Below are 12,035 nucleotides of genomic sequence, written 5' to 3'. Positions count from 1 at the left end.
CAGCATGACCCATCCGATAACGCATGGTATCGCCCGCACTGCAAACGGGCTTGAGTGGTTTGAGGCCGAAAACCTTGGCACCCCATCATCGCTGCGGCACGGATTTTTCAGTCGCAAGGGCGGGGTTAGCGACGGCATTCACGGTGGGCTTAATGTCGGGTTTGGCTCCGACGACGATAAGTCCCGGGTGGCCGAAAACCGCGCACGTGCCGCCAAGGCATTTGCGGTGGCGCCCGATGACCTGACAACGGTGTATCAGGTGCATGGTACGGATGTTGCCGTGCTGGATCGGTCGCTGTCACGTGACGAGGCGCCGAAGGCCGATGCGATGGTGACGGACCGTCCGGGTATTATGCTGGGCATTCTGACCGCTGATTGCACGCCGGTTTTGTTTCACGATCCCAAGGCTGGTGTAATTGGCGCGTGCCATTCGGGATGGCGCGGGTCTTATGGCGGGGTTTCCGAAACAACAGTGACGGCGATGGAAAAGCTGGGTGCGAGCCGCGAAAACATTATTGCCGCTGTTGGTCCGTGTATCGCGCGCGCATCTTATGAGGTGGACGCCGCATTCCGCGATACGATCCTTGACGGACCAGAAGGCAACAAAGACCTTTTTGATGCGTCGTCGCGTGTCGGACACTATATGTTTGATCTGCCGGAATATGTGCATCGCCGCACGATTGCGACTGGCATTGCCAAGGTCGAACTTGTGGCGCGCGACACGTTGGCGCAAGAAGACCTGTTTTACAGTTACCGCCGGACGACGCTTCGCAAGGAGCCCGATTATGGCCGGCAGCTTTCCGCGATCATGCTGTCAGAAGCGTAAGGGGGATACGCCATGCCACATTTGATTATGTTGTTTTTCTTTATGATCATCGTATCCATGGTTGGGTGCGTTTTGATGTGATTTTCAAAGTGGCTTTGATGAAATCGTTCCTCCGTACTTTCCTTCTTTTTGTTGTCACGATCATCCCGCTTGGTGCCTGCGGCGATTTGCCGCGCCCGTTTCAAGGCGCGGGGCGTGAAGGTGATCCGTCGCTTCTGGAATTGCGTGATACCGAAACCGTGCGGGTCGAAGGCGGCGAAGATTTGCCGGAAGGCGCATCGCAGCATTTGGCACGGGCGATGGCGCGCGCATTGCGATCACGCGATATCCCGGCCTATAGCGACAGCCCACAAGGTGGCGATTATATCCTGCGTCCCAACGTTACGGCCAATCTGATTGATGCCGGGGCATCGGTTGATATTACGTGGGTTTTGATGCGTCCCGATGGCTTGGCGATTGATACCACAAAGGCCACAGGCGAATTGGGACCGGATCAGTGGTTTGCGCCTGTCCCAACGGGACCGGAGGAAGGCGATCTTGCCGTTCCTAAGGAACTGGTGGAGAAAGTCCGCGATCTGGGCGGGATTGACCAAGACCCGCAAGAAGAAACCTATGACGCACTGGTCGCACAATCGGCCGACAAGATTGCCTTTATGATCACCGGGGATCGGACCGCATTGCGTGCAGCCCCGGTCATGAAAGTCGCCCTGATTGATTTCGCAGGCGCACCGGGAGATGGTAACACTGCATTGGCAAGGTCGGCCGGGGCCCTTTTGCAATCCAAAGGGATCGAGATCGATAATACCGACATTGGGGATCATAGCGTGATCCTGTCGGCGACTACCCAAGTCACCCCGATTGATAAAAGCAAATCGCGCACACCGGTGGACCGGGTGTTGATCGAATGGGTGATCATGGATGTCGATGGCACGGAACTGGGCCAGATGAAGCAAAATAATGTGGTTCCGCACGGTAGCCTTGATGAACGTTGGGGCACAATCGCATCGCTTGCGGCACAGGCGGCGGTTGAATCCCTTGAAGGTGTTTTGGGCCAGATCGCCAACCGTAAACAATGGCAGTTGCGTGCACGTAAAAAGACCGCATCAGCGCGTTAGGGGCCCGTTGTCCTATTGGTGTTGCGGGGGGATGCATGACTGCCTTGTCGTTATTCGCCATTGGGGCCATTTACAGACTGTTAACGGATGGGTATAAAGCCGCCGCGATCTGCCAAGATGCGGAGTAGCCAAACAGTGGTCTTTGAGTGTTGTGAATGTGTCGTTGTGCCGGATGGGGAAACCTTGAAAACCGGGGCTTTGAGCGGCAATGGCATGCAGGGAACCATCCCGGCACTTTGTGCAGGGCGGAGTCGCAAATTCGTTTTTTCGCTTTCCCGGCACCCATTATCCGAGGCCCCGCTATGAAGATCCTCGCTGGTAACAGTAACCATCCCTTGGCTGAGGCAATTGCTGACCATCTGAACCTGCCGCTTACCCGCGCAGATGTTAAGCGATTCTCCGACGAAGAAATCTGGTGTGAAATTCAGGAAAACGTCCGCGGTGAGGACGTTTTTGTCATTCAGAGCACCTCTTATCCCGCAAACGACAATCTGATGGAACTTCTGGTGGTGATCGACGCACTGCGTCGTGGGTCTGCACGTCGCATCACGGCCGTCATGCCGTATTTCGGCTATGCCAGGCAAGATCGTAAATCGGGTCCCCGCACCCCGATTTCGGCCAAACTGGTTGCCAACCTGATTACGGTTGCCGGTGCAGATCGCGTTCTGACCATGGACCTTCATGCAGGTCAGATTCAGGGCTTCTTTGACATTCCGCTTGATAACCTGTTTGCGTCTCCGGTTCTGACCAGCGACATCCGCAACAAGTTCGAAGGCCAGAAACTGGTCATTGTTAGCCCGGATGTTGGCGGTGTTGCCCGTGCACGTTCGGTGGCAAAGCGTCTTGATGCGGAACTGGCGATCATTGATAAACGCCGCCCGCAGGCCGGTGTGTCGGAAGTCATGCATGTTATCGGTGATGTTAAGGATGCAGCCTGCATTCTGGTTGACGATATCGTCGACAGTGCCGGTACACTTTGCAATGCGGCAGGTGCATTGAAAGAACGCGGTGCGGCATCGGTTGCGGCCTATGTCTCGCATGGTGTTTTGTCGGGCCCGGCGGTTGAGCGTATTGCCAATTCGCCGATGTCTGAAGTGGTCACCACCGATTCGATCAAGGCATCGGATGCGGTGCGGACTTGCGCAAAAATCAGACAGCTTCCGATTGCGCCGCTGATGGCAGAAGCCATTCGTCGCATCTCGGAAGAAAAATCTGTTTCCGTTCTTTTCGATTGAGGGTATAAGGCCCTCGTCGCGCTGGCACCCCTGGAGGCCAGCGCGCTTGTTTTCGTGGGCTTTCAGCGGTGATTTACACCAACCTGCGTAAACAAATTTTATAGTTCAAGGAGATTTTCTGATGGCAAACTCTGTTATCACTGCGGAAATCCGTGAACGGGCCGGAAAGGGGGCCGCCCGTGCCGTGCGTCGTGCCGGTATGGTCCCTGGTGTTATTTATGGTGCAAAACAAGAACCTGTTATGTTCCAGATTGACCCGCGTCCGCTCGTTAAACTTCTGCATCAGCCTGGCTTCTTTTCTCACATTCTGACGGTTAACGTCGGCAAAGAGAAATACGAAGTCCTGCCACGCGACGTTCAGTTCGACAAAGTGACTGACGCACCGATCCATGTTGACTTCCTGCGCTTTGCAAAAGGCCAGACCATGAACGTGGAAGTTCCGGTTCGCTTCATCAACGAAGAGAAATCACCGGGTCTGAAACGCGGTGGCGTTCTCAATATCGTTCGTCACGACGTCGAAGTTAGCTGTGCGCCTGCTGCTATCCCGGAAGAGCTGGTCTTTGACCTTACGGGTGTTGAAGTTGGTGACTCGATCCACATTTCGGCAATCAAATTGCCGAAAGGTGTTGAGCTTACGATTACCGACCGTGACTTTACCGTTGCAACCGTTGCTGCTCCGTCCGCTCTGAAATCGGAAGATAATGCCGATGACGCAGAAGATGGCGAAGAAGACGCAGCGGAATCGACCGAAGAATAAGATTGAGGTCTTAAGATGTTTTTGGTGGTTGGATTGGGAAACCCGGGATCGGGATATGCCGCCAATCGCCACAATATCGGCTTCATGGCGGCGGACGAACTCGTCCGCCGCCATTCTTTTGGTCCCTGGCGCAAAAAGTTTCAGGGCCAGATTTCCGAAGGTGAATTGAACGGGCAGAAAGTTCTGGTTCTTAAACCGGAAACCTTCATGAACCTTTCGGGGCAAAGCGTTGGCGAAGTGCTGCGCTTTTACAAGATTCCGGTCGAAGACGTTATTGTCCTGCATGATGAGCTGGACCTGCCGCCGGGCAAGTTGCGTGTGAAACGCGGCGGGGGCCACGGCGGACATAACGGATTGCGATCCATCGACGCCCATTGTGGCAAAGAATACCGTCGTGTGCGGTTGGGCATTGGACATCCCGGTGAAAAGTCACGTGTACATGGCCATGTTCTGGGGGATTTTTCCAAATCCGAACAGGATGGCTGGCTGATGACGTTGCTTGACGCGGTGGCAGCCGAGTTTGCCCGACTGACCAAGGGCGATGACGGCGGCTTTATGAGCAAGGTGTCAAACATCGTGTCACCGCCAAAGCCAAAGGCGCCGAAAAAAGACAAACCAGCGGTGAGCAAAGCCAAAGGTGAGGCCAGCGAACAAGAACCGGCTGGCGAAGATATGAACAATTTGTCGGGCGCAGCACAGGTGCGCATTGAAAAGGCCGATACCCCGGTCAGCAATGCCGCAAATGCGATGGCGCAAGCCCTTGCCAAGGCATTTGGTAAAAAGAAATAGTCTTTCGGCTTGATAATATTCGAGCCGATCCTGATAGAAACAAATCAAGTTACGGAGCCCGGAAAGATGGGATTCAAATGCGGTATCGTCGGTATGCCAAATGTTGGTAAATCGACCCTTTTTAACGCCCTGACCCAGACGGCTGCGGCCGAGGCGGCGAACTTCCCGTTCTGTACGATTGAGCCCAATACAGGGCGTGTCAGCGTCCCGGATGATCGTCTTGATAAAATTGCGGCGATTGGTAAATCGGCAACCATCATTCCGACCCAGCTTGAGTTTGTCGATATTGCCGGTTTGGTGCGCGGTGCGTCCAAGGGCGAGGGGCTGGGTAACCAGTTTCTGGCCAACATTCGCGAAACCGATGCGATTGTCCATGTGCTGCGCTGTTTCGAAGATGGCGACATTACCCATGTTGACGGGTCGGTTGACCCGGTACGCGATGCGGAAACCATCGAAACCGAATTGATGCTGGCCGATATGGAAAGCCTGGAAAAACGTATTCCGGGTCTGCAGAAAAAAGCCCGCCAGAACGAAAAAGAAGCCGTTTTGACCATGGAGCTGATTGAGCGTTCTTTGGTCGCGTTGCGCGAAGGTCAACCAGCCCGCACCGTCAAAATTGATGGTGAGGACGAAGAAAAAGCGTTCCGTATGCTGCAGCTTCTGACCAGCAAGCCGATCCTTTATGCGTGCAATGTTGACGAAGACAGTGCGGCCGAGGGCAATGAATTGTCGGCCAAGGTTGCCGAAATGGCCGCCGCACAGGGTGCACGTTCGGTTGTGATTTCTGCGGCAATCGAGTCTGAAGTAGCCTTGCTTGACAGTGCCGAAGACAAAAAGGAATTCCTCGAAGGTCTTGGGCTTTCGGAAACCGGTCTGACGCGGTGTATCCGTGAAGGGTACAAGCTGCTTGATCTTTTGACCTTCTTTACCGTCGGCCCGAAAGAAGCACGTGCCTGGACGGTGTATAAAGGGGCGACTGCGCCGAATGCGGCGGGCGTCATTCACACCGATTTTGAACGCGGTTTCATTAAGGCCGAAACCATTGCCTATGACGACTTCATCGCATTCAACGGTGAAGCTGGCGCGCGCGATAATGGTAAGCTGCGTCAGGAAGGCAAGACTTACATCGTTAAGGATGGCGATATCTTCCATTTCAAATTCAACGTTTAAGACGCATATTAAACGTAACGAATTCAAAGCCGTCGCAGATTTGCGGCGGCTTTTTCGTATCTGGCCGTGCCGGTTCAGGTGCGAAGGGGTTGTCAAAATAGCCCGAAAAGGTCACCCTTCGCGAACGCAGTAATGAGGTCACGATGAACGAACTAAGCCCGGCAAAACGCATTCTTCTGGTTTTCAACTCCGCCACCGGTCAACCGGGTCGGGTTGGGGATGTCATGCATCGCTATGGCTATACGTTCGATATTCGTCGTCCGGGTGAAGGCGATGTCTTGCCCGACGACCTTGGCGGCTATCACCTGGTTGTCGTATTTGGCGGGCCGATGAGTGCCAACGAGGATGATCTGGGCAATGTCAGTGCGATCATGGACTGGTTGCCCAAGGTGGTTGCCAGTGATGTGATGTATCTGGGCATTTGTCTTGGCGCTCAGATGATGGCGCGTCACCTTGGTGCGTCGGTTGCCCCTCATCCCGACGGCCTGACGGAAATCGGCTATTACCCGGTTCAGGCGACAGAGGCCGGGCGCGATTTATTTCCCGATAATATGATGGTCTATCATTGGCACAGCGAAGGCTTCGGCTTGCCCGAGGGGGCGGAACTGATGGCGACCGGGCCAACATTCCCCCATCAGGCCTATCATATTGATGGGCGCATCTGGGGCATTCAGTTCCACCCGGAAGTCGATGATGAAAGTCATGAACGCTGGCTGTCGGGGGCGGGGGATAAGACCGACCGCCCAAACGGGCAAGGCCCCGATGAACAGCGCGCAGGCCGGGCGAAATATGACGCAGATTTTGGCGCATGGTTTGAACGGTTTGCCGCCAAAGTGCTGGTCGGGGGGCGTGTCTGCTCGGATATCGGTCGTTAATTTAGGTCCAGACCCTCGGCGACTGGTCCCTTAATTTCCGACCATCGCCTGACCAATGGTTCCCGCATCACTGCCAAACCAGACCGACTGCGTTTCGCGGTTGTAATCCATATGGCGAATGGTAATGCCCCCCGATGGGACCGGTGTGTTTGAAATGAATTTTTCCGCCGCCGGGTCAAAGCCGACAAACATCGCAGGTCTGCCACCTTCGACCGCCCAGACATGATTGGACGCATCAATTGCCATGCCATAGGGGCGGGAATTTTCGCCGCCGGGCATTGGCCATTCATCAATCATGCCCGATGCGGGATCAAGTCGGCCCAGAACACCGCGCGCATAACCCGTGTAAAAAACATGTCCCTGATCGCTTATGGCAATCCGGCGCGGGCGCGCACCATCGGGCAGGGCATGTTCACGCAGTTCAAGAGTTTGCGGATTAACCGAGGCCAGCTTGTTGGTGCCAAGAAGGGCAATCCACAAGGTACCATCAGGGGCCTGTTTGATGCCATAGGGACGGGCACGCGGTGTCGGTACCTTGATCAATTCAACATCGTGGCTTTGCGGGTCAAGCCGGCCGATGAAATTACCATTTTGAACCGTGAACCAGATGAAACGGTTATCGGCATCGAACATCAGGGTATGGGGATCGCGCGCGGCATCGTTGGGCATGGCAATTTTGTCGATCTGATCGGTTTGCGGATCATAGCGCCCGATATATCCCAACAGGTTTCCCGCGTACCAGACAATGCCATCAGGCCCGACAATCAGGTTATGGGGGCCGGGTTCATCTTCAAGATCGCGTTTGAAAAATGCCCCGGTTTTTGGGTTAAGACGTCCGATGTAGTCGCCTACCTGCCCAACAAACCAGACTTCATCGTCCGATACCGCATCCGGGTCACGTGGCAATCCACCATATTCGACATTCCATTCGCGAATTTCGATTTCGCCAAAGGGATCGGCAGCATGGGCGGTGAACGGGACCACAGATGCCAGAATGGAAAAGGTCACGAGAAAGCCAAAAGACATTTGCACACGCATGATGATATTCCTGCACCCGGAAGTTTCAGCTATCGACGCGGTGCAATTATGCCCGACCTTTGATAAACCCCCAAAGGTCAGACGATCACAATCACGTGCTTGCCAAGGTGCGGGCGGTCATGTGCAGCCAGGCTTCGATTTTTTGGGCATCAAGGGGCAATGTGTCGGCAATGCCGCCGTGGAATTCGGCCCACGCATCGGCATATTCACCCCGCACCCCGACCAGTACAGGAATTTCAAGTTCCATCGCGCGTGAGATGACATCACGAAGCCCGCGTCCTTCGGCCTCGCTTCGGCCAAAACGTGCGACGATCAAAAGATCACTTCCGGCTTCGATATCTTGTGCGAGCTGTTCCGACAAGCTCGATAGCGCATCGCCGTCGAGCTTGCAGCCCTTTGCCATGGCACCCCGGTTTTTCGTGATCGACATTTCCGCGCCGGATCGCAAGTTGCGGACATAGACCAAGGTGCCGCAATCACGGTCCTTATGGCGTTTTTGGACATAGCCAGAAATACGGTCGCACCGATAATGGGTCGTTATCTGGGTCAGTATGGCGTCAATTGGTTCCCTTGGCTGGAAACGTATTCCAGCCAGAAGGGGTTTAGATTGGGTGTCTTGTGTCACGCTGTCGTATCCATCATCAGATTACTGCCATTCGGGAACACCCGACATGTCAGGTAGATGATGCGCGATCCCCTTGTGACAGTCGATACATGTCTTTTCACCGGTGAACAAAAATTTCTGATGGGCTTCGACGGCACGGGGGCTTTGACGGGTGATGTCCATTGATTCATCTGAATGGCAATTGCGGCATTCGAGCGAGTTATTGGCTTTAAGCCGCGCCCATTCATGTTGGGCCAGCTCAAGACGTTTATCGAGGAATTTATCGCGCGTGCTGATGGTGCCAAAAATCTTGCCCCAGACTTCTTTGGAAGCCTGCATTTTACGGGCGATCTTGTCGGTCCATTCATGGGGGACATGGCAGTCTGGACAGGTGGCGCGCACACCAGACCGGTTTGAGTAGTGAATGGTTGATTTCAGTTCGGCATAGACGTTGTTTTCCATTTCATGGCATGAAATGCAGAATTGTTCGGTGTTGGTTGCTTCCAGTGCGGTATTGAAACCACCCCAGAAAATGACGCCGGCGATAAAGCCGCCCACGGTCAGGAATGCCAGACTGTAATGGACACTGGGTGTCGTCAGAACTTTCCAGTACCGTTTCAGAAGATTAATCATCGCCAATCCCCCTATTCCGCAATACGTGTGCCGTTGTCAGGCAGAAGTTGATCAATATCGACAAAGTCATTATCGACCAAAGGTTTGACTTCTTTCTGCGGGACGTGGCATTGGGTGCAGAAATAACGACGTGGACTGACGGCGGCCAAGAACTGGTTGTCGCGGTCCATGAAATGCGTGATCGAAACCATGGGCGCCCCGCTTTCGCCGGTGCGTGAACGGGCATGACACGATAGGCATTTATTGGCATTGCGGTCGATTTGATATCCTTCGATATCATGCGGAATGGTTGGCGGTTGCTCCGGATAGTTGCGCGGGCGTTTGACGCTGTTATCTTCAAAATTGGTAATGCGTGGTGCTGCGGATTCCTGATCCGGGGCGGTGCTGCGCAATGTTGTTATCGGTTCTGCGGCATATGCCATGCCAGCAATGCCGACGATGGCAAGCGACAGCAACCATTTTGGACTTATTTTCATGGCTTCCTCCCTCAGACTTTTTCAATGCGAATGGCGCATTTTTTGTAATCAGTCTGTTTTGACATTGGATCGGTGGCATCAAGTGTGACCTTGTTGATCAACTCGCTGGCATCGAACCAAGGAATGAAAACAAGTCCGCGAGGCGGCTTGTTACGACCGCGTGTTTCAACCCGTGTGCGCATGTCGCCACGGCGTGAGATTACTCGGATTTCATCACCCCGCCTTAGCCCCTGTTCAGCCGCATCATCAGGATGAAGGAAGCACAGGGCATCTGGGAATGACCGGTAAAGTTCTGGCACGCGCTGGGTCATGGACCCGGAGTGCCAATGTTCCAAGACGCGTCCGGTGCAAAGCCAGAACGGATATTCTTCATCAGGGGTTTCAGCCGCTGGTTCATAAGGAAGGGCAAAAATACGTGCCTTGCCATCCTTATGACCATAAAACTCGACCCCGGCGCCGGGCGTGACATAAGGGTCATATCCTTCGCGGTACCGCCAAAGGGTTTCCTTGCCGTCAACCACCGGCCAGCGCAGGCCACGTTCCTTGTGATAGCGGTCGAACGGTGCCAGATCATGGCCATGACCACGTCCGAAGGTTGCGTATTCTTCAAACAGGCCTTTTTGGACATAGAAGCCGTATTCTTCAGACTCGTTATTGTCGTAATCAGGCGCCGTTTCCTCAAGCGGGAACTTGTCGACGTTGCCGTTGCGATACAGAACGTCAAACATGGTTTTTCCGCGCAGTTCCGGTGCCTTGGCCAGAAGCTCTTCCGGCCAGACGTCCTCGATGGCAAAGCGTTTGGAAAATTCCATCAGTTGCCAAAGGTCGGATTTGGCGTTCCCGGGCGCCTGAACAAGTTGATGCCACATATGCGTGCGGCGTTCGGCATTGCCATAGCAGCCTTCTTTTTCCACCCACATTGCGGTGGGCAAGACAAGATCGGCAGCCTCGCAGGTTACGGTTGGGTATGCATCAGAAACGGCGATGAAGTTTTCCGGATTGCGATACCCCGGCCAGGCTTCCTCGTTGATGTTGGCTGCTGCCTGCATGTTGTTATTACATTGCACCCAATAGGCATTGAGTTTGCCATCCTTGAGCATGCGGTTTTGTTCTACTGCGTGATAGCCAACCTTGTCGGGAATGGTGCCTTCGGGCAGTTTCCAGATTTCTTCGGCATGCTTACGGTGTTCGGGATTGGTGACAACCATATCGGCAGGCAGCCGATGGGAGAACGTACCAACTTCGCGCGCGGTGCCACAGGCGGATGGTTGCCCGGTAAGTGAAAACGGTGAATTGCCCGGCTCTGCAATCTTACCGGTCAGAAGATGGATATTGTAACACAGATTGTTGGCCCATACCCCGCGTGTATGCTGGTTAAAGCCCATGGTCCAGAACGATGTGACCTTGATTTTTGGATCGGCATAAAGTTCAGCCAGTGCTTCCAGACGTTCCTTGGGTACACCAGTCATTTCATGGGTTTTATCAAGCGTATATTCCGACACAAATTCGGCGTACTCGTCGAATGTCATATCGGTTGAACCACCGGCATCGGATGCGTGTTCAGCTGATTGTTGGCGCGGGTCTTCTGGGCGCAGGCCATAGCCGATATCGGTATTGCCCCGACGGAAAATGGTGTGTTTGTTGACAAAGTCAGTATTGACCCGGTCTGTCGATATGATGTGGTTGGCGATGTAATTGAGGATCACCAGATCGGTCTGGGGTTTGAATACCATCGGGATGTCTGCCAGATCAAAGCAGCGATGTTCATAGGTCGATAGCACAGCGACTTTGACATGCGGGGCCGACAAACGGCGGTCCGTGACACGGGTCCATAGAATCGGGTGCATTTCCGCCATGTTCGATCCCCACAGAACAAAGGCGTCTGCGACTTCCATATCGTCATAACAGCCCATCGGTTCGTCCATGCCAAAGGTCCGCATGAAGCCGACAACGGCGGATGCCATGCAATGGCGGGCATTGGGATCAAGGTTGTTGGACCGGAAACCGGCTTTCATCAGCTTGGAGGCGGCGTATCCTTCAAACACGGTCCATTGGCCTGAGCCAAACATGCCGACAGATGTCGGACCTTTGGCCTTTAGGGCCGCTTTCCATTTCTCGGCCATGATATCGAATGCTTCGTCCCAGGACACCGGTTCGAAGTCGCCATTCTTGTCATAGACGCCGTTCTTTTTGCGCAAGAGCGGTTCGGTCAGGCGATCCTTGCCATACATGATCTTGGACAGGAAGTACCCTTTGACGCAGTTAAGCCCCCGGTTCACCGGAGAGAGAACATCCCCATGGGTTGCAACAACATGATTGTCCTTGGTTGCGACCATGACCGAACACCCGGTGCCGCAGAATCGGCAGGGGGCCTTGGACCATTTGAGTTTGGTGTGTTCTGTCTCTGTCACCAGATTCTGTGCAGATGCTGGAAGACTGATGCCAGCGGCTGCAGCGGCAATTGCTGCTGCTTTTGCCTTAAGGGCATCGCGGCGGGATATCTTTGTCTTGAACATC

The 12,035-nt window shown here is 54.2% G+C and carries 12 protein-coding genes; 7 read left to right on the top strand and 5 right to left on the bottom strand.

Translation table 11 applies throughout. The features are described 5' to 3' along the window. Positions 1 to 4: 4 nt before the first annotated feature. The 7 genes from pgeF (at position 5) to AMM48_RS10455 (ending at position 6,767) form a co-directional block, all read left to right on the top strand. A complete protein-coding gene (pgeF, locus tag AMM48_RS10485; RefSeq protein ID WP_102783969.1) occupies positions 5 to 826 on the top strand; it encodes a peptidoglycan editing factor PgeF in 822 nt (273 codons plus the stop codon). Between the two features lie 98 nt (positions 827 to 924). Further along, entirely contained in the window at positions 925 to 1,941 is a 1,017-nt protein-coding gene (locus AMM48_RS10480) for a hypothetical protein (RefSeq protein WP_102784039.1), read from the top strand. A gap of 302 nt (positions 1,942 to 2,243) precedes the next feature. After that, a complete protein-coding gene (locus AMM48_RS10475; RefSeq protein ID WP_022731249.1) occupies positions 2,244 to 3,176 on the top strand; it encodes a ribose-phosphate pyrophosphokinase in 933 nt (310 codons plus the stop codon). Between the two features lie 121 nt (positions 3,177 to 3,297). Next, positions 3,298 to 3,933, top strand: a complete 636-nt coding sequence (locus tag AMM48_RS10470) for a 50S ribosomal protein L25/general stress protein Ctc (RefSeq protein WP_022731250.1) — start codon at positions 3,298 to 3,300, stop codon at positions 3,931 to 3,933. A gap of 15 nt (positions 3,934 to 3,948) precedes the next feature. Further along, positions 3,949 to 4,722, top strand: coding sequence for an aminoacyl-tRNA hydrolase (pth, locus tag AMM48_RS10465; RefSeq protein WP_102783968.1), 774 nt, complete (start codon positions 3,949 to 3,951; stop codon positions 4,720 to 4,722). A 66-nt stretch (positions 4,723 to 4,788) separates the two neighbouring features. Further along, positions 4,789 to 5,892 carry a redox-regulated ATPase YchF gene (ychF, locus tag AMM48_RS10460; RefSeq protein ID WP_102783967.1) on the top strand — a complete coding sequence of 368 codons (1,104 nt, stop codon included), beginning with the start codon at positions 4,789 to 4,791 and terminating at the stop codon, positions 5,890 to 5,892. 143 nt (positions 5,893 to 6,035) lie between these two features. Beyond that, complete coding sequence (locus tag AMM48_RS10455; protein ID WP_102783966.1) at positions 6,036 to 6,767, top strand: GMP synthase; 732 nt, start codon at positions 6,036 to 6,038, stop codon at positions 6,765 to 6,767. A 30-nt stretch (positions 6,768 to 6,797) separates the two neighbouring features. Here AMM48_RS10455 and AMM48_RS10450 read toward each other — a convergent pair whose 3' ends face one another. The 5 genes from AMM48_RS10450 to napA form a co-directional block, all read right to left on the bottom strand. Beyond that, a complete protein-coding gene (locus AMM48_RS10450; RefSeq protein ID WP_102783965.1) occupies positions 6,798 to 7,805 on the bottom strand; it encodes a lyase in 1,008 nt (335 codons plus the stop codon). Positions 7,806 to 7,896: 91 nt separating this feature from the next. After that, a complete protein-coding gene (locus tag AMM48_RS10445; protein WP_102783964.1) occupies positions 7,897 to 8,430 on the bottom strand; it encodes a DUF2478 domain-containing protein in 534 nt (177 codons plus the stop codon). A gap of 21 nt (positions 8,431 to 8,451) precedes the next feature. Further along, positions 8,452 to 9,042, bottom strand: coding sequence for a cytochrome c3 family protein (locus tag AMM48_RS10440; RefSeq protein ID WP_022731256.1), 591 nt, complete (start codon positions 9,040 to 9,042; stop codon positions 8,452 to 8,454). An 11-nt stretch (positions 9,043 to 9,053) separates the two neighbouring features. Next, positions 9,054 to 9,518, bottom strand: coding sequence for a nitrate reductase cytochrome c-type subunit (locus tag AMM48_RS10435; RefSeq protein WP_102783963.1), 465 nt, complete (start codon positions 9,516 to 9,518; stop codon positions 9,054 to 9,056). Between the two features lie 11 nt (positions 9,519 to 9,529). Continuing rightward, the gene (gene napA, locus AMM48_RS10430; RefSeq protein WP_102783962.1) at positions 9,530 to 12,034 is read right to left on the bottom strand and encodes a nitrate reductase catalytic subunit NapA; all 2,505 of its coding nucleotides are present in this window, start codon (positions 12,032 to 12,034) and stop codon (positions 9,530 to 9,532) included. Position 12,035: the final 1 nt, after the last annotated feature.

The sequence above is a fragment of the Thalassospira sp. GB04J01 genome, from assembly GCF_000751115.1.
In the GTDB taxonomy this organism is placed as follows: Bacteria; Pseudomonadota; Alphaproteobacteria; order Rhodospirillales; family Thalassospiraceae; genus Thalassospira; species Thalassospira lucentensis.
Note: the sequence above shows the minus strand (reverse complement) of the source record. Positions and strands in the feature narration are given on the sequence as shown.

Bases quoted from the DNA above. Each gene is read 5' to 3' on its own strand.
- pgeF (WP_102783969.1), top strand. From the start codon at position 5: ATGACCCATCCGATAACGCATGGTATCGCCCGCACTGCAAACGGGCTT.
- AMM48_RS10480 (WP_102784039.1), top strand. From the start codon at position 925: ATGAAATCGTTCCTCCGTACTTTCCTTCTTTTTGTTGTCACGATCATC.
- AMM48_RS10475 (WP_022731249.1), top strand. From the start codon at position 2,244: ATGAAGATCCTCGCTGGTAACAGTAACCATCCCTTGGCTGAGGCAATT.
- AMM48_RS10470 (WP_022731250.1), top strand. From the start codon at position 3,298: ATGGCAAACTCTGTTATCACTGCGGAAATCCGTGAACGGGCCGGAAAG.
- pth (WP_102783968.1), top strand. From the start codon at position 3,949: ATGTTTTTGGTGGTTGGATTGGGAAACCCGGGATCGGGATATGCCGCC.
- ychF (WP_102783967.1), top strand. From the start codon at position 4,789: ATGGGATTCAAATGCGGTATCGTCGGTATGCCAAATGTTGGTAAATCG.
- AMM48_RS10455 (WP_102783966.1), top strand. From the start codon at position 6,036: ATGAACGAACTAAGCCCGGCAAAACGCATTCTTCTGGTTTTCAACTCC.
- AMM48_RS10450 (WP_102783965.1), bottom strand. From the start codon at position 7,805: ATGCGTGTGCAAATGTCTTTTGGCTTTCTCGTGACCTTTTCCATTCTG.
- AMM48_RS10440 (WP_022731256.1), bottom strand. From the start codon at position 9,042: ATGATTAATCTTCTGAAACGGTACTGGAAAGTTCTGACGACACCCAGT.
- AMM48_RS10435 (WP_102783963.1), bottom strand. From the start codon at position 9,518: ATGAAAATAAGTCCAAAATGGTTGCTGTCGCTTGCCATCGTCGGCATT.
- napA (WP_102783962.1), bottom strand. From the start codon at position 12,034: ATGTTCAAGACAAAGATATCCCGCCGCGATGCCCTTAAGGCAAAAGCA.